The organism is Ferrovibrio sp., assembly GCF_019636075.1.
Taxonomy (GTDB): domain Bacteria; phylum Pseudomonadota; class Alphaproteobacteria; order Ferrovibrionales; family Ferrovibrionaceae; genus Ferrovibrio.
Window position 1 is genome coordinate 1 of the sequence record NZ_JAHBYG010000054.1, and the last position, 24,103, is coordinate 24,103.

Consider the following 24,103-nt stretch of genomic DNA (forward strand, 5'->3'; position numbering starts at 1 on the left):
GGTCCAACACGATGGCCAGATCGGCCTCGCGCCGCGACAGTGAAAACATGCGCGGCAACGGCACCAGTTCGACCACCAATCCGGCCCGGGCCGCCACAAGCGGACCCAGAGCGGCGGCGAGAAAGCAATTGCCCAAACCATCCGGCGCGCCGATACGCACATTGCCGGCCACCTCGGCTTCGATATCCCGCAATTCCTCCGAAATCCCCAGCACCTCGGCTTCCAGTCTTTCGGCCACCTGCATCAGCCGCTCACCCGCAGGCGTAAGCACCGAACCGGCTGGGCGGCGCACGAAAAGCTGGGTGCCCATATCCGCCTCAAGCGCATCCAGCCGCCGCGATACCGTGGCGTGGTTCAGTCCGAGCTTCCTGGCGGCTGCCAAAAGCTGGCCCTGGCGCGCTATGGCCAGAAAAACCCTGATATGATCCCAATCCATCACTTTAATTTCCGCACAATGATTTCTAATAATTTGCGATTGATGTGCGAATTATAATGCTGGAAGAGTTCAATCACCAGTCAGCATTCTAGATTTTTCTCTAAAAACCAAGCTTCCGGGAGTTTCTCATGTCCAAGACGATTGCCCATTTCATCGGCGGTAAACAGGTGGCCGGCCAGGGCCGCAAGGCGCCGGTTTTCAATCCCGCCACTGGGGCGCAATCAGGCGAAGTCGCCCTGGCCACCACGGCTGAAGTGCGCGCCGCCGTGCAAAATGCAGTGCAGGCCTCGGATGGCTGGGCCAATACCCCGCCGCTGCGCCGCGCCCGCATCCTCAACGCTTTCCTGCACATCCTGGAACAGCGGATCGACGAACTGGCCGCAGTGATCACCGCCGAGCATGGCAAAGTACTGTCGGATGCCAAAGGCGAGATTCAGCGCGGCATGGAAGTGGTGGAATTCGCCACCGCCGCGCCGCAATTGCTGAAGGGCGAAGTGACCGAAAATGTAGGCAGCAAGGTAGACAGCCATTCGGTGCGGCAGCCTTTGGGCGTGGTGGCCGGCATCACGCCGTTCAACTTCCCGGCCATGGTGCCGATGTGGATGTTTCCGGTGGCACTGGCCTGCGGCAATTGTTTTATCCTGAAGCCTTCAGAGCGCGTTCCCTCAGCGGCATTGCTGATTGCCGCCTGGCTGAAGGAAGCCGGGCTGCCCGATGGCGTATTCAATGTGGTGCAGGGCGACAAGGAAGCGGTGGATGCCCTGTTGTTCGATCCCGATATCCAGGCCATCAGCTTTGTCGGCTCCACGCCGATTGCAAAATACATCTACGAAACCGCCGCCCGCACCGGCAAGCGTTGCCAGGCGCTGGGTGGTGCCAAAAATCATATGATCATCATGCCCGATGCCGATCTGGACCAGGCCGTGGATGCCCTGATGGGCGCGGCTTATGGATCGGCCGGCGAACGCTGCATGGCGATTTCCGTGGCTGTGCCCGTGGGCGAGGCCACCGCCAATGCACTGATGAGTAAGCTGGAGCCCAAGGTTCGCGCGTTGCGCGTGGGCCCGGGCACCGATGCAGAAGCGGAAATGGGCCCGCTGGTTACCAAACAGCATCTGGACAAAGTGCGCGGCTATATCGATAGCGGCGTTGCAGAGGGCGCCAAGCTGGTGGTGGATGGCCGTGGCCTGAAGCTGCAGGGCTATGAAAATGGCAATTTCATCGGCGGCACCCTGTTCGATCATGTCACCACCGACATGACGATCTACAAGGAAGAGATTTTCGGCCCCGTGCTTTCCGTGGTGCGCGCCGACAGCTATGCCACTGCCGCCAAGTGGATCAATGACCACGAATACGGCAACGGCACTGCTATTTTCACCCGCGATGGCGATGCGGCACGCGAATTCGCCAACCAGATCAAGGTGGGCATGGTGGGCATCAATGTGCCGATCCCGGTGCCGATGGCCTTCCATTCCTTCGGCGGCTGGAAAGCTTCGCTGTTCGGCGACATGCATATGCATGGCCCTGAAGGGGTGCGGTTTTATTCGCGGCTGAAAACCATCACCTCACGTTGGCCCACTGGCATCCGCGCCGGCGCCGAATTCGTCATGCCGACGATGAAATAAACCGCCGATTTGATCCGGCCCCGGCATTTCCTTGTTTTTAAACGGGAATGCCGGGGGCGCCGTCCGGCGGAGACCAGGATCATACCTATGTATAGGCAAAATTGCCTCGGCGCATCGGATTGTGTGGTGTAGAGTCATACCACCGATCCGGCCCTGAGGTTGCAATGGTCCATCCCTCAAACGTTAAAGCCCCCATCCCTCCTGCCCCCGTCGTTCATATCATCGAGGACGATGCATCCCTGCGCTTGGCTATCGACAGCCTGCTGCGCTCGGTTGGCTTGAACACCCGCTGCCATGACAGCGTGCAATCCTTCCTGGATGACAAGCCCCTGGATACGGCCGGTTGCCTGGTGCTGGATGTGCGGCTGCCCGGTATCAGCGGCCTGGATTTTCAGGCCACACTGGCTCAACGCGGCATCCATCTGCCCGTGGTGATGATGACCGGCTATGGCGATATCCCGATGACGGTGCAGGCCATGAAGGCCGGTGCAGTGGATTTTCTCACCAAGCCTTTTCGGGATCAGGACATGCTGGATGCGGTTTCCACCGCCGTCGCCAAGGATCGCCAGCGCCGTAAAGACCTCCAAGAGACCGAGGCCCTGCGCAACCGCTATGCAAGCCTCAGTCCGCGCGAACAACAGGTAATGGCGTTGGTCACTGCCGGCAAGATGAACAAGCAGGTGGCAGCCGAGCTCAACTTGAGCGAAATCACCGTAAAAATCCATCGTGGCGCGGCCATGCGCAAGATGCAGGCCCGCAGCCTGGCGGCCCTGGTGAAAATGGCGGAAAGCCTGCCTCAGGCAACGCACTGATAACGGCCCGACTATCATACCTCTGTATGAATGCCGCGGGATCACAGCTCGCCTATATTGCCGACAGGTTTAATCTGCGCTGAGCAATATCCCAGCATCAGGAATCGAGTCTGCGCGTGCCCAACCAAGCCGATCTTGCCCCCCATATTTCCGTTGTCGATGACGATGAATCCCTGCGTCTGGCTTTGGTCAGCCTGCTACGTTCGCTGGGCTTCACCGCTTCGGGCTTCGGTTCCGCTGAGGAATTCCTGGATTCACCGGATATGACTTCATCTGCCTGCCTGATCACCGATATCCATATGCCCGGCATGAATGGCATTGAACTGAAGCATAAAATGACCCATCTGCGGGCGGCATTGCCGGTGATCATGATAACAGCGCGCAGCGAGCCGGAATTGCGCGAGAAAGCCTTGGCAAGTGGTGCGGTTTGTGTGCTCATGAAGCCGTTCGATGCAGAGAAATTGGCAAGCTGCATCGGGCAGGCACTGGAATAATTACGATACCTGCGGGCTTTCGGGGGCGGAATGGCCGGCGCGGCACCAACAAACGAGACGCAACTAAACTGCGCGCAAGCCGCGCAAGCAGACATGCTGGATTTCGTGCATGAGAGCATCCTGATGCGCACGCCCGATGGCCGCATCACCCATTGGAGCCAAGGCAGCCAGGCGCTTTACGGCTGGCCAAAGGAAAACGCCGTTGGCGCACTGGTCGATGACTTGCTATCGTCCACTTACCCTCTGCCGATAGCCGAAATCGAGAAGCAGCTAAACCGCAATGAAAAATGGGAAGGCGAAATCCGGCGTGTAATCGCGCGGGGGGAAAGCCTCGTGGTATATACCCGTTGGGCCCTGCAACGCGATGCAGCGGGCCTCCCTGCGCGTATTGTGGAATCGGCTTTCGCTGTCGGTTCCGTTGGCCAAGCAGAGGCCTTGCGCGCCAGCGAATACAGATACCGCAACCTGTTCCAGGCTATGGCGGCCTCTTTCTGGGAGATAGATTTCACGCCCGTTGGCGCCATGCTGCGCGAATTGCGCGCCGAAGGCGTCACCGATTTCGCTGCCTATTTCAGAAAGCATCCTGAATTCGTACGCGAGATGATGCGGGTTAGCCGCATCATTGATGTAAACGATCAGACCGTAGCCCTGTTCGCCGATGGTGATCGCAGTAAAATGAATCTGCCGCTGGATGCCTTCTGGCCCGATGAAAGTATTCATGTTTACGCTGAAAGCGTTCTGGCGGCGATATCGCGGCAACCCAATTATTCCACAGAAACCAAACTGCGCAAAACCAACGGCGAAATTTTCGACGGATTGTTCACCGCCTGCTTTCCGTTGGAATCGATTGCGAAGGGTACTTTGCTGGTGGGTGTGATCGATATCAGCGAACGCAAGCGAGCCTTTGCCGAACTGGGGCGCAGCGAGGCCCGTTATCGCAATTTATTCAATTCCATGGGAATCACATGCTATCAGCTCGATATCAGCGGCGTGATACGGATATATGCACGCCTGAAAGCCGAAGGCGTGACCGACATTGCCGAGCATATTCATAAGAATCCAGGATTGATTACCGAAGCGATGCAAGCGACGATCGTTACCGATGTGAATGAACCAGGCATAGCTTTCGTGGGCGCCAAAGATTACGCGGAAGTGCTCGGCCCGGTTTCGCGCTTCTGGCCAGCGGATGACCCAGAGGGCTTTCGACAGGCCTTCATCGCAGGTTACAAAAGCGATGCCCGGTTTGAAACCGAAACCAGCCAGCAAACATTGGATGGGCGGCGCCTTGATGTGCTGTTCACCTTCGTTTCACCACCGGCCATGCGGGAGGCTGGATTGGCCCTAGTTAGCCTGATTGATATATCCGAGCGCAAAAACGCCCAAAAGGCGCTGGAGAAACTGCAGAATGAATTTGCCCATGCTTCGCGCATTTCGATGTTGGGCGAATTGACGGCCTCGCTGGCTCATGAAGTGAATCAACCTTTGGCGGCGATTTCCGCCAATGGCGCCGCCGGTTTGCGTTGGCTCGATCGACCGAATCCAGACACGGCAGAAGTCACCACATTGATGCGGCGCATGGCCGCCGACGCCCAACGTGCCGCTGAGATCATCTCGCGCATCCGGTTGATGGCCTCGCCGCAAACTCCGGAAAAGGCTGTGATTTCCATCGGCAGCCTGCTTCAGGAGGCTCTGCTTTTTTTACGCCATGAAATGCAGGCGCGCGGGGTCAGCGTTACCACTGAACTTGAAAGCGACCTGCCCGGCGTTCTGGGCGATCGTACACAATTGCAGCAGGTTGTTGTCAATCTTGCAATGAATGCCATTCAAGCCATCACTTCCACACAAACACCCCATCGGTTGATCAAGGTATCCTGCACCTTGCCCGATGATCGCGGGATCCAGGTTTCTGTGGACGATAGCGGGCCCGGCGTGGCAGAGAATCAACGCGCGCGTTTGTTCGACAGCTTCTACACCACAAAACCCGATGGCATGGGAATGGGCCTGCCAATCTGCCGTTCGATCATCGAACACCATGGCGGCACCATCTGGGTGGAGGATGGCTCGCTTGGCGGCGCTCGATTTTGCTTTTCCTTGCCGCCAGCGTCAGCAGGCATCACGTCCGGAAATCATACCTAGGTGTGACATCGGCATATTTCAGTTCGATTGAAAGCAGCGTTCACAATTCTATTCTCCTGCATATCGCACCAACGCGATCAGCAAGCAGGATAGAATCATGCGCTATCGGATTTTCGGCCGGACTGGCCTTCGCGTTTCCACCTTCGCCCTCGGGACTGGCAATTTCGGCAAAGGCTGGGGCTATGGCACCGAACGCGATGAAGCGCTAAAGATTTTTTCCACCTATCGCGATGCTGGCGGCAATTTCATCGACACCGCAGATCAATACCAGTTCGGCCAATCGGAAGAGATGTTGGGCGACTTTATCGCCAAGGATCGCAACGATATTGTGCTAGCCAGCAAATTCTCGCTCGGCGCAAGCCCCGGTGTCGGGCTCCAAAGCAGCGGCAACAGCCGCAAGGCCATGGTGCAATCGGTGGAAGCCAGCCTGAAGCGGCTGAAAACCGACCGCATAGATCTGCTGTGGGTGCATATGCCCGATGGCGTTACACCCATTGACGAAATCGCTCGTGGGCTGGATGACATGATACGCTCTGGCAAAATCCTCTATGCTGGCTTATCCGATTTTCCCGCCTGGCGTATAGCTACCGCCGTTACCATGGCCGAAATGCGCGGCTGGTCGGCAATCTCCGCTGTGCAGATGGAGTACAGCCTGGTGGAACGTACAGTCGAGCGCGAATTGCTGCCGATGACGACTGCCTTTGGCTTGGCTCCGGTGATCTGGTCCCCACTGGGCGGCGGCCTCCTAACCGGAAAATACCGTAAAGGCGAAACCGGCCGAGCCCAAGGCCTCGGCGTGGTGATCCAAACCGAAGACACCGCCCGCAAGACGGCAACACTGGATAGCGTGTTTGAAATCGCCGCAGAAACCGGCGCCACTCCAGGTCAGGTGGCGATTGCATGGGTGCTGAGCAAAGGCGTTCTGCCGATCCTGGGCCCACGCATCTTGGAGCAATTGCTCGACAATCTCGGCGCCACGGACGTGACGCTAAGCCCGGCGCAAATGGTAAAGTTGGATGCGGCCAGTGCGATCCCGCTGGGCTTTCCGCATGATATCGTGGCCCAAAGCGCTCAAGCCCTGGCCGGCGGCAAGAATGAACTCATAGATGCTTCAGTGGCCGTGCGCTGATCCTGCTGGCTATTTCCGCGCCAGCCACGCCGTTATGCCATGCCCGGCAGCAAAGCCGGTGGCAAAGCAGGCCTGCAGCAGATAGCCGCCCGTAGGCGCCTCCCAATCCAGCATCTCGCCTGCCGCAAAAACCCCTGGCCGGCGGCGCAGCATCAGATGCTCATCCAACGCGTCGCGCGCGATCCCGCCGGCCGTTGAGATCGCACGTTCAATATCGAAAGGTGCGGTCAGTACAAGCGGCAGAGATTTCACCAGACGTTCCAGCGACTCAGCCGCAGCGCTGTTATGCAGCGCCTCCTGCACCAGGCCGATGGCCACAGGCGAGAGCCCCACCCGTTTACGCAGAAAATTGGCCAGAGAAGCGCCACGCCGAGGCTCGGCTACAATCTCGGCCAATGCCGTTGGCTCCAGATCTGGTCGCAAATCCACCTGCAATATGGCCTGGCCATCCCGCGAAATAGCTTCGCGCAGCGCTGCGGATAAGGCATAAACCGCGCCGCCCTCGATCCCTTGAGCGGTGATAACGGCTTCACCACGCCGCACCGCATCACCGAAACGCAATGCTATACGCTTCAGCGGGGCTCCGGCATGACGATGGCGAAGAATATCAGACCATGCGATGTAGAAGCCGCAATTCGCAGGCCGCAATGGCGATACGGCGATATCGGGCAGCAATGCCTGCCAGCCGCCATCGGCGCCAAGCCGGGGCCAAGACGCGCCACCCAACGCCAACAAAACTGCATCAGCCTTCTGCCTACTACCGTCCTTAAACAACAGCATGCCGGCATCGTCAAAACCCGTCCACTCAGCGCGCGTAACGATCTCTACTCCCATACCAGCCAAACGATTCAGCCAGGCCCGCAACAATGGGCTTGCCTTCATGGCTTCAGGGAAAATCCGTCCGCTACTGCCAATGAAGGTCGGCTGCCCAAGCGCTGCGCACCAGGCAACCAGAGCTGAAGGCGGGAAAGCCTCAAGGTAGGGCGCGAGCCAGCATGCCGCTTCGCCATAGCGTGCACGAAATGCATCAAGTGGTTCGGAATGGGTGATATTCAGGCCGCCACGCCCGGCCATGAGGAATTTACGCCCCACACTGGGCATCCGCTCGAACAACCGCACACGAATGCCCGCAGCGGCAACCACCTCGGCGGCCATCAGCCCGGCCGGGCCGCCACCAATGATGGCTACGGTCTGATTATTCATTTCAGGCATTTGCCCATTACTGGCGACGATCCGGCGCCATCTGCGGATATGGGCATTCGATACCCCGCCCGCCGCACTTGGTCAATATGCCTGTTTTTTTGACTTCTTCAGAGAGCCAGGGCGCGCTCCACCAGGCTGATACCTTCCTCCAGCACGTCATCTTGCACCGTCAGCGGCACCAGGATACGGATCGTGTTGGCGAAAGTTCCGCAGGAAAGCAGGATGAGCCCACCCTCATACGCAGCCTGAATCACCTTTTTGGTGGTGTCGGGATCTGGTTGATCACGATTATCGCCTTTGACGATATCGAACGCCACCATGGCGCCGGGCCCGCGAATATTCGCAATTGGCACCAGGGCATTATGCTTGGCCAAGGCGCGCAGACGATCCTTCAGCCGCTCACCGATCACATTGGCGCGCTCCACCAGCTTGTCGCGCTCGAATACCTTCAACACCGCCAAGGCCGCTGCACAGGCCAGCGGATTGCCTGCATATGTGCCGCCCAAGCGACCAGGCTCGGCGGCATCCATGATTTCGGCCTTACCGATCACACCTGAAAGCGGGAAGCCGCCGGCCATGCTTTTGGCCACACAGATGATATCGGCAGAAATGTCGTAATGCTCCATGGCAAACATCTTGCCTGTGCGGCCAAAACCGGTCTGCACTTCATCGGCGACCAGCATAATGCCATGCGCATCGCAAATCTGCCGCAATGCGCGCATCAGATCAGCAGGCACTTGATGGAAACCGCCCTCGCCCTGCACCGGTTCGACAATGATGGCAGCCACTGCCGAAGGGGCAATATCCGCCTTGAACAGAAAATCGATATGGCGCAGAGCATCGGCCACGCTCACGCCATGGGCCTCGATCGGAAACGGCACATGCCAGATTTCCGGCAATGAGCTGCCCATGCCCTTTTTATAGGGCAGAACCTTGCCGGTAAGATTCATGGCCAAAGTCGTACGGCCATGAAAAGCGCCGGTAAAGGCAATCACGCCATTGCGGCCGGTGGCGGCGCGGGCGATCTTGATGGCATTTTCGGTGGCTTCGGCACCAGTCGAAAACAGAATCGATTTGGCCGGCCCGCTTATCGGCGCCAGCGCATTCAACCTCTCGCATAATTCGATATAGGGTTCATACAGCATCACCTGGAAGCAGGTATGCGAAAATCGCGTAAGCTGTTCCTGCACAGCTTCCACCACCGTGGGATTGCTATGGCCAGTATTGAGCACAGCAATGCCGCCGGCGAAATCCACATAGCGACGGCCTTCCACATCCCATATTTCGGAATTCACCGCACGTTGGGCCGAAAGTGGCGTGGTATTGCCCACACCGCGCGCTATGGCGGCCTGGCGACGCTTAAATAATTCGGCATTGGTGCTCATGGCGGTTTCCTTTATACGGCAAGCAAACAGAGGCAGGCCGGGCATGCGGCATGCCCGGATTCTTCTAGGCCGGATTGTTTTGGCAGGCGGGTCTAGACCAAAGCTTTATACATTTCCGGACGGCGCTGCTGGTTGAGCGGCCACCAGCTGCGCACCTCGCGCACATAATCCAGGTCTACCACGGTGGTAGTGCAAACCTCCCGATCATTGCAGCAAGCCTGCACAACACCCCATGGATCAACCACCGCACTACGCCCCACATACGCGATGCCTGAATGCTTTTCCTTACCGGCCATGCCCGTGGCGACCAGGAATATCTGATTATCGCAGGCCCGCGCCTTGATCAGGAATTCCCAATGATCCACCCGCGGGCTCAGAAAAGCCGTGGGTAGGATTACCATCTCCGCACCCGACAGGGCATATTGGCGGAAGATTTCCGGAAAGCGGATATCCGAACAGATCGCCACGCCAAAGCGACAGATATTGCTATCCACTAGCGTGAATTGGTCGCCAGCAGAAACTTTGCGCGATTCATTGAGAATACTAGGCAAATCCACGCGGCCTTCGCCGTCATAAAGATGGGTCTTGCGATACTTGGCCACCACATCGCCGGTTGGGCCGATCACTGGCGCAGTGTTGTAGTATTTGCCATCTTCACCTTTCTCGTAGATCGAGCCGACGATATACATGCCGTATTCGCGAGCCTTTTCCGATAATGCGCCAGTTACATCGCCTGGAATCGTATCGGCAATCTCTTTCAAGCGCCCATCACGGCTAAAGCCAGTGCCTGTCCACACTTCAGGCAATGCTACGATCTGCGAGCCTCGGTCGCCGGCAATTCTCAGATACTCCAGCACCTTTGCCACATTTGCTGCGCGATCATCATCATCCGCGCAAATTTGGATCATCGATACCGTGACATTGCGATTCTTAGACATGCAACCTCCTGAAAAAACGTCAAACCTGCAGGGCCATACCGTCATGGCCCGGATCAGCACCGCCATCCAAGCGGTCGCCATCTATACGAATGCCGTGAATGGCGGCGAAACCGAAAGGGTGTGGCGAGCGGATCACATCATAACCGGCCGCCTCGAGTTCGCGTGTCGCGGCAAAAGAAATGCGGTTGGATACATCGATAGCATCGCTGGTAGCCGAGAAACGCGGCGCACTCACTGCCTCGGTCATGGTCATATCGAAGTCCAACACATTCAAAGTGGCTTGCAGAACGCCCATGGCAATCTGCGTAGCGCCTGGCGCGCCAATCACCAGGCAAGGCTTGTCATCGCGAAATACAATACTGGGGCAGATAGAACTGAAACGGCTTTTGCCCGGTGCGATCGAACCAGCCCGGCCTGGCCGCGGATCGAACACGCCCATGCAGCCGTTATACATAAAGCCCAGCCCATCCGTTATCGCGCCCGATGGCATGCCCAGAGAATGCGTCATGCTCACGCAGATACCATCGCGGTCCACGATGGAAATATGCGTGGTATCCTTGGCCGGCAAACCGCTATTGAAGCGCGGCACACGTGCAATCTCGCCGCGCTTGATGGAAGCTGCCTGTTCTTCGGCATAGGCCTTGGATGTAAGCTCAGCCACCGGCACCTGCACAAAAGCCGGGTCGCCCACTTTGGCATCCTTGTCGGCAGTAGCCCGCTTCATGACTTCGGCCAACAGCTTTATATAAGCCACGGAATTATGGCCAAGTGCGCGCAAATCGAAATGCTCCAATACATTCAGCATTTGCAGCAACATCAAACCGCCGCCCGGCGGATGATTGGTGGCCACCCGATAGCCGCGATAGCTGCCCCAGAGCGGATCGCGCCAGATCGGCTTGTAGGTTTCCAAATCTTCACGGCGGATCAGCCCGCCTTGCGCCCGCATATCGGCATCGATACGGGCGGCAATATCACCGCGATAAAACGCATCCGCGCCATCGCGGGCAATGACGCGCAATGTTTCGGCGTAATCCGTGTTGATCACCTCATCACCAACCTGCTTGGGCGAACCATCAGGCCGGCAATACAATGTGCGGCCGGTCTTGGTATAGGCAAGACGCTGCGGATTTGGCTGACGACCAAGCTGTTCTTCCGCCGACCAGAAATAATGCACATGCGGTCGCACCACCCAACCACGCAAGGCCCAATCTATTGCAGGTGCGATAACCTCGGCCCAAGGCATGCGGCCGAAGCGGGCATGCGCCTCGCTATAGCCTTTCAATGCAGCCGGAATGCAAGCTGCCTGATAGCCAAGGTCATTCACATGGCCTTTGAGAATGAAGCCAAAACCATCACGGGTTTCAGCTTCGATCAGGTCAGCCCACATATCCGGCCGGGCAGCGGCCGGCGCTGGCGCGTGAAAATCCACATAACCATGAAATTTATGCGATGGGCTGTAGATGCCCATGCTGCCAAAGCCTGCAATCCCGGTCATCAGCGGATCAACCACACCCTGCACAAAAGCGCAGGCAATGGCTGCATCGACGGCATTACCGCCAACCTTGAGCACCTCCGCTCCTGCATCCACGGCTTCCGGCTGAGGCGCAGAAATCATTGCCGACTTCGACATTCCCTACCTTCCCATCATTTCGTTAGACCCCGCCCAGCCATTCGCGCCCAGGCAAAGCGCTGAGCAATTGACGGGTGTATTCATGCTCGGGCGAGGCAAACAATGTAGCCGTATCGGCCAGTTCCACCACCTTCCCATGTTGCATAACAGCAATGCGGTCGCAAAGCCGGGCTGCTACGCGCAAATCATGGGTGATGAACAGGATCGCAATATTCATTGTATCGCGAATAAATTCGAGGAGTTCGAGTACTTGCGCCTGCACGGATACGTCTAACGCTGAGACCGCCTCATCAGCCACCAGGATTTCCGGCTCCATTGCAAGGGCGCGCGCAATTGCAATGCGCTGGCGCTGGCCGCCGGAGAATTGATGCGGGAAGCGATCAAATGCAGCGGCATCAAGGCCCACAGTCTGCAACAAGCCGCGCGCGCGCTGTAAAGCAGCATCACGCGACACCCCATAATTCAACGGGCCCTCGATAATAGAATCCCCGATCTTACGGCGCGGGTTCAGCGAACGATAGGGATCCTGAAAAACCAACTGAATTCGCCGCCGATAAGGATGCAAAGATTGAACGCCTAACGGCGCGATATCGACTCCATCGAGATTGATCTGCCCTGCCGTCGGCTCTATCAGGCGCGACAGACACCGTGCTGCGGTAGACTTGCCGGAACCCGACTCACCAACAACCCCCAATGTTTCGCCTTTATGCAGGGTAAGATCGATGGCATCCACTGCGCGATGGGGTTTTCCGCCAGATGCCGCCGGATAGACCTTGCTAAGCCCGCGAGCCGCCAGCACCTCCGCCGCATCACTCGTCCGCTTCTGTTTTGGCACCAGGCGCGGCACGGCCTTGATCAACAGCTTGGTATAATCATGCTGCGGATTACGCAGCACCTGTTCGGCGCCCCCCTGTTCCACCAATTCACCATGACGCATCACAGCAACGCGATCGGCAATATCCGACACCACTCCGAAATCATGGGTGATGAACAGCACGCCCGTGCCACGATCACGTTGCAACTCTTTCAACAGGCTGAGTATCTGCGCCTGTGTGGTCACATCCAAAGCGGTGGTCGGTTCATCGGCAATCAACAATGATGGCCGCAAGGCCAGAGCCATGGCAATCATGACGCGTTGGCGCTGACCTCCGGAAAGCTGATGCGGGTAACGTTGCATGATACCGGCCGGTTCCGGCAGCCGCACATCTCCAAACATCTGTTCAACCGCCGCAGCAGCGCTCATATTTCGGCCATCACGCCCAGATTTCCAACCATGGGTGTTCAACGCCTCGATCACCTGGTCGCCCACCCGGTGCACCGGATTCAAGGCCGTCATCGGCTCCTGAAAAATCATCGACATACGCGTACCACGCAATTCGCGCAGTCGCTTCTTCTTCACTTGGAGAACATCTTCGCCTTGCAACAAGATGCGGCCTTGCTGCACAGGCAGCGGATTGAGCCGCATGATCGAAGAAGCGGTAACCGATTTTCCCGAGCCGGATTCGCCCACCAGGCATACGATTTCGCCGGGATTGACATCCAGCGACAGATTGCGCACAGCAAGATCGCGATCCCCGCCGCGAGGCAAAGAAACCGAAAGATTCTGAATGCTGAGCACGGGCTGGGTGGTCATTGGCTCAATTTCCCATCCGCTTTTGCATGCGCGGATCCAGGGTATCCCGCAGGCCATCGCCAAGAATGTTTACGGCTAGAATGCTGATGGCCAGCATCATCCCAGGGAATAGGATGGTCCAGGGCGCGCGCTGAAACACCGCACGGCCCTCGGCGATGATATTGCCCCAGGTGGGCAACTCGCTTGGCAGGCCCGCCCCCAGAAAACTGAGAATTGCTTCGGTGAGAATGGCTGAAGCGCAGATATACGTGCCCTGCACGATAAGCGGCGCAATGGTGTTTGGCATGATATGCCAGAACAGGATTTTGTAGGAAGGCGTACCAAGACCAATCGCTGCCTCCACATAAGGCTCTTCTCGGATAGACAATACGACCGCCCGCACCAGACGTGCCACGCGGGGGATTTCCGGGATTACGATGGCAATGATCACCGTTAGCAGCGTGGCACCGGAAAGCGTTACCAGCGCAATCGCCAACAAGATGCCAGGAATTGCCATCAGGCCATCCATGGCGCGCATTGCCACCCCATCCAGCCAGCGGAAATAACCTGCCGCCAAACCGATCAACATGCCGCAGGTGAGCGCCACCGCAGCAACACAGGCGCTGACCAGCAAGGATGTGCGACCGCCATAAAGCACCCGCGTCCAGATATCGCGTCCATAAACATCCGTACCCATCCAGAATTCCTCGGACGGCGGCTTCAGGCGGAAGCGTGGCGCGATCTGCAACGGATCGAAAGCCGACAGCAGCGGCGCTGCAAGCGCTGCGATCAGCAGCACAAGCAGCAGGCTTCCGCCAATCAATACCGAGGTGTTGCGGAAAGCCGCGTGTTGGAAGAACCCGCGCATCAATACCGTATCCTCGGGTCCAACAAAATATAAGCAATATCCGTCAGCAGGTTGATCAACACATATACGCCGGACAGGAGCAGGATCACCCCTTGAATGACCGGATAATCGCGGGCCAAAACAGCATCCACCACCAAACGGCCGATACCCGGGATGTTGAATACTGTCTCGGTGATGACCACGCCGCCAATCATTAATGCGAAGCCTATACCAATCACGGAAACAATGGGCACAGCCGCATTCCGCAAGGCATGCTTCACCAGAATCACGGATTCTGGCAGGCCCTTGGCTTGAGCTGTACGGATATAATCCTCGCGCAACACCTCCAGCATCGCCGAACGGGTGATGCGGGCAAACAACGCGATGTAGATAAAGCTGAGCGCCAGAGTGGGCATAGCAATCTGGCGCAAGAAGTTCGGCAGGTTCGCGCCGATCGGCGTAAAGCCCTGCACGGGCAACCAATCCATCTGCATCGCAAACAGATAGATGAAGATATAGCCAAGCACGAATACCGGAATGGAGAAGCCGAGAACCGAGAAGGTCATGATCAGTCGATCGAGCCAGCTATCATGCCGCCAGGCAGCGAGCACACCAGCGGGGATCGCAATAACGATGGACAAGGCAAGCGTGGTAAAGGCCAGTGAAACCGTAGGCTCGATACGCTGCAAAACCATATCGATCACAGGCTGCCGGGAGAATACCGACAAGCCGAAATCACCCGAAAGCAACTGGCCGATCCAAACCAGGAATTGATACCAGAGCGGCTTATCCAGACCGAGGCCGGCACGTATGGCCGCCACGGCTTCCGGCGTTGCCGTATCGCCGGCGAGAATGAGAGCCGGATCGCTCGGGCCGAGGCGCAGCATCAAAAAAACCAGGATTGCCACCATCCCCATGACAGGGATGGCAGCAACCAGGCGGGAGGCGATAAGGCGCAACATTCCTGAACGATCCGGAATTACTCAGTTCTTTTCGACGTTCCAGAACACCGTGGCCGGGCCGATAACGAAACCCGTGATGTTCTTATGGTGCGCCGGGGGCTGAATATACAGGCCGAGCGGGATGTAGGGTACAGTTTCGTAAGCACGCTTCTGCACGGCCACAGCGAGTTCCTTCTGCTTAACCGGATCGACTTCACGCGAGAAGGCATCCCGCAGTTTCTCGATTTCCGGATCATTCGGCCAGCCGAAGAAAGCTCCATCGCCACGCAGGTAATTGTTGGCAACCGGATTCATCTGATCCGGCACAGCCTGAGCCGTGTGGAAAATATGCCAGCCACCCTGATCGGCCGGGCCTTTGTTGGCACGCCGCAGCATCATAGTGGACCAATCCATCGCCTGCAGATCAACCTTCATACCGATAGCACGCAGGGCCTGCACGGTTACCGGTGCCAGCGGCGTGATGATACCCACATCCATTGGCTGCATGATGGTGATGGTTTCACCCTTATAACCACTCTCGGCCAGCAATTTTTTTGCCTTGGCGATATCAGGCTTCTTCAATTGTACAGCGCCCACATCGGATTCCAGCGGCGTGCCGCAGCCATACATCGAACCGCACAGGCGATAATATTCCGGGTCACCCACTTGTGCCGCCAGATAATCTTCCTGGTAAACGGCATGCAGAATGGCTTGGCGCACCTTCACGTTATCCAGAGGCGGCTGCAGCCAATTCAACCGCATCAGTGATCCTTCGCCGAGCGGATTGCGGTTGGTGATAACGATATTCTTGTCTTTCTTCACCTGGGGCAGCAGATCGTAGGACGGACGCTCCCACATATCCACTTCACCCTTGATGAGTGCATTCGCGGTGGTTTGCGCGTCACCGATGATCAGCCATTCCACGCGATCAAGCTTCACCACCTTGCCGCCCGACATGCCATTGGCCGGCTCTCTGCGCGGCCTGTAGTCCAGGTTCTTTTCGTACACAGCCTTCACACCAGGGCGGTATTCCTCGGTGACAAAGCGGAACGGACCGGAACCGACATATTCTGTCAATTGTTGCGTCGGCGGCGTTAGCGCAATGCGCTTGGGGAGAATGAAGGGCACGATTGCGCTGGGTTTTCCGAGCGAGGTGAGCACCAGGCCATAAGGCTCCTTCAGAATCATCTGAAAGGTGGTGGCATTCACCGCCTTCAGTTCCTTGATGAAGCCGAAAAGCTTACCACCCATGCCATCGACCTTGCTCCAACGCTCCAGCGAAGCAATCACGTCGTCGGTGGTAACCGGTGCGCCATCATGAAACTTCAGGCCATCTCGCAGCTTGAAGGTATAGGTAAGCTGATCGGTGCTCACCTCGTAGCTATCTACCATCTGCGGCTTGACGTTCAGCTTCTCGTCCACCGAAAACAACGTGTCGTAAATCATGTAGCCATGATCGCGCACAATATAGGTGGTACCAATGAAGGGATCGAGGATACGCAGGCCCGCGTGCATCGCAGCGCGCAACGTCTTCTTTTCCTGCGCCTCAGCAGCCAGCGGCCCCGCCAATACGGCGCTGGCGCCGATCGCCAATCCCATGAACATGTTCAGATAACGGAATCGCATTCTGTACCCCCTTGTTTTTCTTTCAATTGCGTTGCGAATTTCACCCTTGGCACGCATTTGCCTCTGCAATCCTTGAGCAAAAGCTATGCCAGTGTGAAAAACGTAATAAATGTAGCGGTTGCCGATACTTATTTTTGAAAGAACCGCGTCGATGTGGCGTTTGCGCAGCATCGACGCGGATTCGCAGCACTCAGTATCATCAGGCCCGATAGCCATGGGTCAGGTAATGATCGAGGCCCTTGGTGCGCTTGCCATCCTGATGCCAGGTGACAGGGAAATAATTATCGTCCACATCCAGCGTACCGAAACGCATATAGCGGCCATAAACCGGGCCTGTACCGATATTCAGACTGTTCGGGTTGTAACGAACCTCACTTGATACCGTATGGATCGAAATGCTGCGGCGTGGATTTTCCGTCTTGTTCACGCGCGAACCATGCCAAACCCAGCCATCATGGAAAGCGCCGCCACCCGGTGGCACCACAATCGGCACCAACTTTAATTCCAACCCGAGATTCTCAGCCCATTCACGGGCCTCGCGCAGATCATCTTCCGGCCCATGGAATTGCAGAATCGGCTTGGCTTCGCCCCAGCGATGCGATCCAACGATATACATCAACGAACCGCCTTCGGCAGTGGTTTGATCCAGCGCAATCCAGCAGGTTGTCATGTCGGGTTTATCGAGCCAGTAAAGATAGGCGCTATCCTGATGAAAACCGATAGCGCGGCCGCCTGGCGGTTTCCATAACAGGTTGTCGATCTGCACGCGAGCACCCGGCCAACCAGCAAGCTGGGCGCATGCTTTGCCGATCTGTTCGCTCAGCGCGATTCTGGCAACCGTCAGATCAGCGCGCCAGCCATTGCAGATTTGCTGCGTATATGGCGGATTGCCCTGGGGCTTGTTCACTTCATCGGGGCATAGGCCAGTCTCATACTCCGCCTTATCGAAAAGCGGTTCGTAGCGCGCCTTCAACTTGGCAGCATCCGCCGGATCGATGATACGATCCAGGATGAGGAAGCCTTCCTCGCGATATTGCTCGATTTGTGCCTTGCTTAATTCCAGCATGATGATTTCCTGCTTGCAATCAGATCAGGGGATGCTTTCCAGATAACGATCGAAATCCCACTCGGTTACCGTGGCGATGAAGCGATCCCATTCATCGCGCTTGTAATGCATGAATACCTTCAGCATGTCGCCAGGTAATGCCGAGCCGATCACCGGATCGGCTTCCAATGCGTCCAATGCCGCCGCCAGATGGCTAGGCAGGCGCCGCACCTGTTTGCCGGCTTCCATCGCCTCGTAAATGTTGCGCTGTTCCGGTTGCCCCGGATCGATCTTGTTGGTCAAGCCATCGCTGAACGCCTTCAACAATGCGGCCGACATCAGATATGGATTCACCATAGAATCCACCGCGCGGTACTCCACCCGACCCGGCGCCGAGACGCGAACGCCAACAGTGCGATTCTGGAAGCCCCAATCGGCATATACCGGTGCCCAGAAGCCTAGGTCGCTCAGGCGACGATAGGAATTCACTGTGGATGCGCCAATAGCGGTGAGTGCATTGAGGTGCTGCATCATACCGCCGATACAATGCAGTCCCACCTGCGCTGGCATCCACTCATTGGTGGGACGCAGAAATTCATTCTGCCCGCCACGACGATAAGAGAAAACCTCATCCATACCCGGCAATTCGTCGGTATATCTTAGGCGATTGACTTCATCCTGGCCGCCTGTCCAAAGCGAAACATTGTGGTGGCAGCCATTAGCCGAGACGCCCATGAAAGGTTTGCTCATGAAGGTGGCGATCAGATTGAACTCGCGCGCAACCTGAGCGCAGATCTGCCGGTAAGTGATCAGCCGATCCGCATTGCGCAAAGTGTCGTCGAACGTAATATTCAGCTCGAGCTGACCGGGGGCATCTTCATGATCGCTCTGGATCATATCCAGGCCCATGGCACGGGCATACTCGTTCACGCGCATGATAACGGGCGAAAGCTGCTCGAACTGATCGATGTGATAGGCAAAAGGCCGCGTAGTGCCGCCAGCGAACTTGCCATCCGGACCGCGCTTCAGCCACATCATTTCCGGCTCGCAACCGATACGGAGATGCAAGCCACCATGGTCTTTCTTAAATTGCTCATGAATGCGCCGCAGATTGCCGCGGCAATCCGACGTGAGATAGGCGCCTGGGGCTTCCGCTTCCTCGCGATTGCGGAACAAGGTACAGAATACGCGCGCCACCTTCTTGTTCCAGGGTAACTGGCAGAAGGTTTCCGGATCTGGCAACGCCACCAATTCGGCGGCATTGGCGGAATAACCGATATATTCACCGCGGCGATCCACACACACATCGGCCACAGCGCCATACCATAGCTGTACGCCCTTGTTGGCCAACGCCTCCCAATGCGGCGTGGGCGCTGCCTTACCCATGACCCGACCGGTTACCGATATGAACTGGAAATAGATATGCTCGATGCCCAGAGCATCAATCTTCTCACGTACCTTGCGGACTAGTTCCTTGCGCTTCTCGTCATCCACATAAGCCTGAATATCGGTAACGGTCTTCGACATCTAGATTCCCTCGTTGTCAAACATATTCGAAATAGCGGGCGCGCTCAGTCGCGCTTACTGCGCGCCTCAGGGCATCGGATTCGTTACGTCGCGATTGCACGAAATGCGCAACAAATTCCTCTCCCAACAAATCCTTCGCCATGGCACTGCACTCGAATGCCTGCAACGCAAGCAATAGATCGTGCGGCAAGGTCTGCATGCCGACCGGTATTTCCAGGCGGCCATCGCCCTGCACCGGCTGCGGCGGCTCGATCTTTTCGCGCAGACCCCAAAGGCCAGCCGCCAGAAACATCGCCATACCCAGATAAGGATTTACATCCGAGCCCGGCGTGCGAAACTCCAGCCGCGCGGCATCATGATCACCGCTCACCGCGCGAATGGCCGTGGAATAGTTTTCCAGACTCCAGGTGGCCGTGCGCGGTGCCCAATTGCCAGGCGACAATCGCCGGTAGGAATTCACCGTATGGAGCGGCAACACCAGAAATTCAGGCAGCAATTTCAGAACGCCGCCGATGAACCAGCGCGCTGCCTGCGACACCGCACGGGTATCCTTATTGCGAAACAGGGCATTTCCAGCTGCATCATGCAGCGACAAGTGAATATGGCCGGAAAGGCCAGGCGTGCTGATATCCGTCTGCGCCATGAAGCAAGCGCTGAGGTTATGCCGCCGAAAAAATGCTCGCGTCACTTGTTTGAAAAACAGCGCATCATCTGCGGCCCGCATGGCATCCGTGGCTGCCAAAGTTGCCTCTATGCAACCAGGGCCAAGCTCCATGCCAAGATTTTCCAGCGACACTTCCGCTGCATTCAAGGTTTCCTGAAGATCGTAGATCAGGCCCGCATGAATGGAAGCGCTGAGCGCATCCCAGCAACGATTATCCGGCGCCCAGGGTGTGAGGTTGGTATAATTCTTAGCGCGCAGGCTTTCTGGAGTTTCGTCGAAAACCAACCACTCAAATTCAAAGCCGGCCTGCACCTGCAAGCCCATGCCGGCAGCCGCCTCAATCTGGCGCGCCAGCAATGCCCTTGGGCTATAAGCCAGCGAAGGGCCAGCGTAATCCGCGAGAATCCAGGCCGCTTTCGCTTCGAAAGGGTAATGGCGCACCGATTCAGTGTCGAGGGATATCGCTTCTCCAACGAAAGGTCCGGCGCCGAACACTTTGTCTGCCACATCCCATTCGTACAGCACATTGCAAAAGCTGGCCGACGGACCAAGCGGGGCGCCTTTTTCTCGGATCGCATGGCGGCGGCCGCGCAATCCACCATCCAGATCGGGCGTTACTACATGCAGCGTTTTAAGTCCGCGCTGGCGCAGTGCATCGCCGAAAGCAGATAGATCCTTATTACTCACGCCATCCTCTTCGTCATCGCTTATTGATCCCCCGCGATTGCGATGACGACAGGCAAAGCATGAATCGCGCCAACTCGCGGGCGCCTTTATTTACAGGGATTTATCACTGCTTCATTGATTGAGCGGGGTTTGGCCGCAGCGATGCCGCATCGTTTGTTGCAATACTGCTGCAACCTATCGGCATGCAAAATCATGCAGCGCCTTACGATAAGCGGAGAATATCTGCCGCGACACAGCATCGCCCATTGCGTCATATTCCGGATGCCACTGCATGCCCAACGCGAAGCCAGGGGCCTCGGCCACACGGCCCGCCTCAACGGTACCATCATCAGCCACAGCCTCGACCAGCAGGCGCGCGGCACGGCGATCCACGGCCTGATAATGCAGTGAGTTAACCATCGCAGTTTCACTCTTGAGCAAAGTTTGCAGCATGCCCCCGGGCGTAAGGGTAACCCGGTGAGACGGCAGGTATTGCGCAGTGATATCGGGCACTTTCGGGCGACGATGGTCCATCCGGCCAGGCAGCGCATGTACTTCTGGCACCAAGCTACCGCCCAAAGCCACATTCAATTCCTGAAATCCACGGCAAATGAATAGGGACGGAATGCCGCTATTGATCGCGGCATCGATTAGCGGAAAGGCCAGCTGATCGCGGTCCATATCATAGGGTTCGGCGGCTTGGCTCGGCTCGGCGCCATAACGCGACGGATGCACGTTGGAGAGGCTACCGGTAAAAATCAGGCCATCAAAATTGTGCAATGCATGTTGGCCGATCTCGTTGCCACCCAATGCAGGGATCAATACAGGGACAGCATCCATAGCCTGGATGACCGCTCGCGCGTATTTATCCCCCACTGTGTGATAGGGCATGCCATCCAGCATGCGCATATCACCAATCAACCCGACCAGCGGCAATCTAACCGTCATCGTCTTTCCCCGTCTTACGCATAAATCTGGACATAACAGCAATATCTGCGCCAACGACTTTTGCCAGTCTTTCTTATCGTGACTCCAAAATATTGCTGCATTTTCTCGCGCAGCGTTGCAATGCCGCAGCAGGCAGCATCGGCAAACTGCATATTTTTCTTCTGCCAGAGCGCGGCATAGAACTTGCTGGATTGAAGGCTTGGATTTTTTGGCAATTATTCAGGAAGGCCGTTGGCAATGAATACCATGCGTATCGATTGGCATGCGAAGGCGCGCGATCTGGCCTTGCCCCGGCAGGCCTTCATTGATGGCCGTTATGTGGATGCCATATCCGGCGCCACCATGCCCTGTATCAGCCCGATCGATGGCCGCATTATTGCCACCGTGGCCAGCTGCGATAGCGCCGATGTGGATGCGGCAGTGCGTAGCGCACGCTCTGCTTTCGAGGATGGCCGCTGGCGCAACCAAAACCCCGCAGAGCGCAAGCGCGTATTGCTGGCTGTGGCCGACCAGATGGAGGCCCATGCGGAAGAACTGGCATTGATGGAAACCCTGGATATGGGCAAACCGATTTCGGATGCCTTGTCCATCGATGTGGCCAGCAGTATCGCCACGCTACGCTGGTTTGCCGAATGCATCGACAAGGTTTACGACGAAATCGCCCCCACCCCGCAAAACAGCCTGGCGCTTATCACTCGCGAGCCGGTGGGTGTTGTTGGCGCCGTGGTGCCGTGGAATTTCCCCTTGATGATGGCAATGTGGAAATTGGCGCCTGCATTGGCGGCTGGCAATTCCGTGATACTTAAGCCTGCCGAACAGAGCCCGCTTTCCGCCTTGCGCCTGGCTGGATTATTTGCCGAAGGCGGCCTGCCTGGCGGCGTACTGAATGTTGTACCTGGCCTTGGCCCCACAGCCGGCAAGGCTATCGGCCTGCATATGGATATCGACGCCGTGGGTTTCACGGGCTCCACCGAGGTTGGCCGGCTGTTTCTGCAATATTCAGGGCAATCCAACATGAAGCGCGTTGGCCTGGAATGCGGCGGTAAAAGCCCGCATATCATCCATGCCGATTGCCCGGACCTAGACCGCGCAGCACAGGCCGCCAACAGCGCGATCTTTTTCAATCAGGGTGAAATCTGCAATGCCGGATCGCGCTTGCTGGTGGATCGCCGCATCGCCGAACCTTTCATGGAAAAGCTGATGCAGGTGGCCCGCACCAAAGCCGCCGGCGATCCGCTGGATCCCGCTACCAGCATCGGCGCGTTGGTGGAAGAGCGCCACATGCAGCGCGTGCTGGATTACATCCAGATCGGAAAAGGCGAAGGCGCCAAACTGCTGCTGGGCGGCCAGCGCACGCGCTCGAATAGCGGCGGGTTTTATGTGGAACCCACCATCTTCGATGCCGTAACGCCGCGAATGACCATCGCGCAGGAAGAAATTTTCGGGCCGGTGCTTTCTGTTCTGTATTTCGATACACCGGAGCAGGCATTGCAGATCGCCAACGACACCATGTATGGCCTGGCCGCTGCGGTATGGACCGGCAGTATCGACACCGCAATCCGCTCTTCCCGGGCGCTTCGCGCCGGCATGGTCTATGTGAATTGTTACGACGTGGATGATCTGACCGTGCCCTTCGGCGGATTTAAGCAATCCGGCATGGGGAGAGACAAATCCCTGCATGCGCTTGAGAAATACACCGAGCTGAAAACCACCTGGATTGCCCTATCCCCCTGATCGCTGCCCGCTGCATTTCTGCCGCATGCCCGCTGCATTATCGCGCGCAGCAGAAATGCAGCAGGCTAAGGTGGGGGCTATCTGCTTGATCCGCCATGGATTGCTTGCGGCATGCGGCTTGCTTATCTGGGCCATAGGCTGTGCTATGGCGCTGCCTATGTTTCCGTGGCATCCTTGTGGCCTGGCCAAGGTGAAAAATTTGATTTTCAGCGACTTTGCCGCACAGTTAGATTCCGTATCCCATATCGCTCATGGCCGGGGCCGGCCATGACACTAGGCAGCGACGCTCAGCCGCCCTTTTCAGTTGCACTTCGAGGCGACCAACAACCAACTTCGATTGCCCGCCTGCAAGATGTGTCCGGCAGTGGCGATGGCGGCGTGATCCTGGTGGATGTGATCGATCCGCAGGGCATCGTGGTTTGGGTCAACCAAGCGCAATGCGAATTGAGCGGCCAGCTTACCCAGGATGTGATCGGCAAGCCGCTGGAATCTATCTACACCGCCGAATCCGCCCGCGAGATTCGTGCTTTGCTCGCCAATCCGCCGCAAGATGCCCGCCTGCCACCAATGGAGCTGGCCTTGCGCCGCCCCAATGGCCGCAGCCTACCCGTCATCGCCGCAGGCCGCTTCCGCCGCTTGCCCACCTCGGATGCCTGGGAACTGCAATTCAACAAGATCGATTTCGGTCCGATGGCGCGGCGCGTC

21 protein-coding genes are annotated in these 24,103 nt (G+C 57.3%); 8 read left to right on the forward strand and 13 right to left on the reverse strand.

The window, feature by feature from the left end:
- Positions 1-436: LysR family transcriptional regulator (locus KF827_RS17500; RefSeq protein ID WP_291008156.1), on the reverse strand; the 436-nt coding region annotated here is incomplete at its 3' end.
- Between the two features lie 128 nt (positions 437-564).
- Here KF827_RS17500 and KF827_RS17505 point away from each other — a divergent pair.
- The 5 genes from KF827_RS17505 to KF827_RS17525 all read left to right on the forward strand — a co-directional run bounded on the left by KF827_RS17505 (position 565) and on the right by KF827_RS17525 (position 6,632).
- On the forward strand, positions 565-2,061 hold the full coding sequence (locus KF827_RS17505; protein ID WP_291008158.1) for a CoA-acylating methylmalonate-semialdehyde dehydrogenase: 1,497 nt from the start codon (positions 565-567) through the stop codon (positions 2,059-2,061).
- A 164-nt stretch (positions 2,062-2,225) separates the two neighbouring features.
- Positions 2,226-2,873, forward strand: a complete 648-nt coding sequence (locus KF827_RS17510) for a response regulator transcription factor (protein ID WP_291008160.1) — start codon at positions 2,226-2,228, stop codon at positions 2,871-2,873.
- Between the two features lie 116 nt (positions 2,874-2,989).
- A complete protein-coding gene (locus KF827_RS17515; protein ID WP_291008162.1) occupies positions 2,990-3,367 on the forward strand; it encodes a response regulator in 378 nt (125 codons plus the stop codon).
- 30 nt (positions 3,368-3,397) lie between these two features.
- Entirely contained in the window at positions 3,398-5,503 is a 2,106-nt protein-coding gene (locus tag KF827_RS17520; RefSeq protein WP_291008164.1) for an ATP-binding protein, read from the forward strand.
- A 97-nt stretch (positions 5,504-5,600) separates the two neighbouring features.
- Complete coding sequence (locus tag KF827_RS17525) at positions 5,601-6,632, forward strand: aldo/keto reductase (RefSeq protein ID WP_291008166.1); 1,032 nt, start codon at positions 5,601-5,603, stop codon at positions 6,630-6,632.
- A 9-nt stretch (positions 6,633-6,641) separates the two neighbouring features.
- Here KF827_RS17525 and KF827_RS17530 read toward each other — a convergent pair whose 3' ends face one another.
- The 11 genes from KF827_RS17530 to KF827_RS17580 form a co-directional block, all read right to left on the reverse strand.
- On the reverse strand, positions 6,642-7,844 hold the full coding sequence (locus tag KF827_RS17530; protein WP_291008168.1) for a TIGR03862 family flavoprotein: 1,203 nt from the start codon (positions 7,842-7,844) through the stop codon (positions 6,642-6,644).
- A gap of 98 nt (positions 7,845-7,942) precedes the next feature.
- Positions 7,943-9,220, reverse strand: coding sequence for a 4-aminobutyrate--2-oxoglutarate transaminase (gabT, locus tag KF827_RS17535; protein WP_291008170.1), 1,278 nt, complete (start codon positions 9,218-9,220; stop codon positions 7,943-7,945).
- A gap of 92 nt (positions 9,221-9,312) precedes the next feature.
- Positions 9,313-10,158 (reverse strand): nitrilase-related carbon-nitrogen hydrolase, encoded by an 846-nt coding sequence (locus tag KF827_RS17540; protein WP_291008172.1) that lies wholly within the window; start codon positions 10,156-10,158, stop codon positions 9,313-9,315.
- Positions 10,159-10,177: 19 nt separating this feature from the next.
- Positions 10,178-11,788 (reverse strand): gamma-glutamyltransferase, encoded by a 1,611-nt coding sequence (gene ggt / locus KF827_RS17545; RefSeq protein WP_291008174.1) that lies wholly within the window; start codon positions 11,786-11,788, stop codon positions 10,178-10,180.
- Between the two features lie 22 nt (positions 11,789-11,810).
- Positions 11,811-13,421, reverse strand: a complete 1,611-nt coding sequence (locus KF827_RS17550) for an ABC transporter ATP-binding protein (RefSeq protein WP_291008176.1) — start codon at positions 13,419-13,421, stop codon at positions 11,811-11,813.
- 4 nt (positions 13,422-13,425) lie between these two features.
- A complete protein-coding gene (locus tag KF827_RS17555) occupies positions 13,426-14,268 on the reverse strand; it encodes an ABC transporter permease (RefSeq protein ID WP_291008179.1) in 843 nt (280 codons plus the stop codon).
- Positions 14,268-15,209 (reverse strand): ABC transporter permease, encoded by a 942-nt coding sequence (locus KF827_RS17560; RefSeq protein ID WP_291008182.1) that lies wholly within the window; start codon positions 15,207-15,209, stop codon positions 14,268-14,270. The genes KF827_RS17555 and KF827_RS17560 overlap by 1 nt, the downstream gene beginning before the upstream one ends.
- A 21-nt stretch (positions 15,210-15,230) precedes the next feature.
- A complete protein-coding gene (locus KF827_RS17565) occupies positions 15,231-16,985 on the reverse strand; it encodes an ABC transporter substrate-binding protein (protein ID WP_291008185.1) in 1,755 nt (584 codons plus the stop codon).
- Positions 16,986-17,013: 28 nt separating this feature from the next.
- Entirely contained in the window at positions 17,014-17,880 is an 867-nt protein-coding gene (locus tag KF827_RS17570) for a phytanoyl-CoA dioxygenase family protein (protein ID WP_291008188.1), read from the reverse strand.
- Between the two features lie 24 nt (positions 17,881-17,904).
- Positions 17,905-19,386, reverse strand: a complete 1,482-nt coding sequence (locus KF827_RS17575; protein ID WP_291008190.1) for a glutamine synthetase family protein — start codon at positions 19,384-19,386, stop codon at positions 17,905-17,907.
- Positions 19,387-19,402: 16 nt separating this feature from the next.
- The gene (locus KF827_RS17580; RefSeq protein ID WP_367273150.1) at positions 19,403-20,575 is read right to left on the reverse strand and encodes a glutamine synthetase family protein; all 1,173 of its coding nucleotides are present in this window, start codon (positions 20,573-20,575) and stop codon (positions 19,403-19,405) included.
- On the opposite strand from KF827_RS17580, the gene KF827_RS17585 reads away from it, so the two are divergent.
- Positions 20,483-20,722, forward strand: coding sequence for a hypothetical protein (locus tag KF827_RS17585; RefSeq protein ID WP_291008205.1), 240 nt, complete (start codon positions 20,483-20,485; stop codon positions 20,720-20,722). The two genes, KF827_RS17580 and KF827_RS17585, sit on opposite strands and share 93 nt — an antisense overlap.
- Positions 20,723-20,911: 189 nt before the next feature.
- Here KF827_RS17585 and KF827_RS17590 read toward each other — a convergent pair whose 3' ends face one another.
- On the reverse strand, positions 20,912-21,664 hold the full coding sequence (locus tag KF827_RS17590) for a gamma-glutamyl-gamma-aminobutyrate hydrolase family protein (RefSeq protein ID WP_291008193.1): 753 nt from the start codon (positions 21,662-21,664) through the stop codon (positions 20,912-20,914).
- A 246-nt stretch (positions 21,665-21,910) separates the two neighbouring features.
- Between KF827_RS17590 and KF827_RS17595 the strand changes: the two genes are divergently transcribed.
- Both KF827_RS17595 and KF827_RS17600 read left to right on the forward strand, forming a co-directional pair.
- Positions 21,911-23,398: an aldehyde dehydrogenase gene (locus tag KF827_RS17595; RefSeq protein ID WP_291008202.1), complete on the forward strand. Its 1,488-nt coding sequence runs from the start codon at positions 21,911-21,913 to the stop codon at positions 23,396-23,398.
- A gap of 354 nt (positions 23,399-23,752) precedes the next feature.
- A partial coding sequence (locus KF827_RS17600; RefSeq protein WP_291008196.1) for a PAS domain-containing protein occupies positions 23,753-24,103 on the forward strand: 351 nt, incomplete at its 3' end.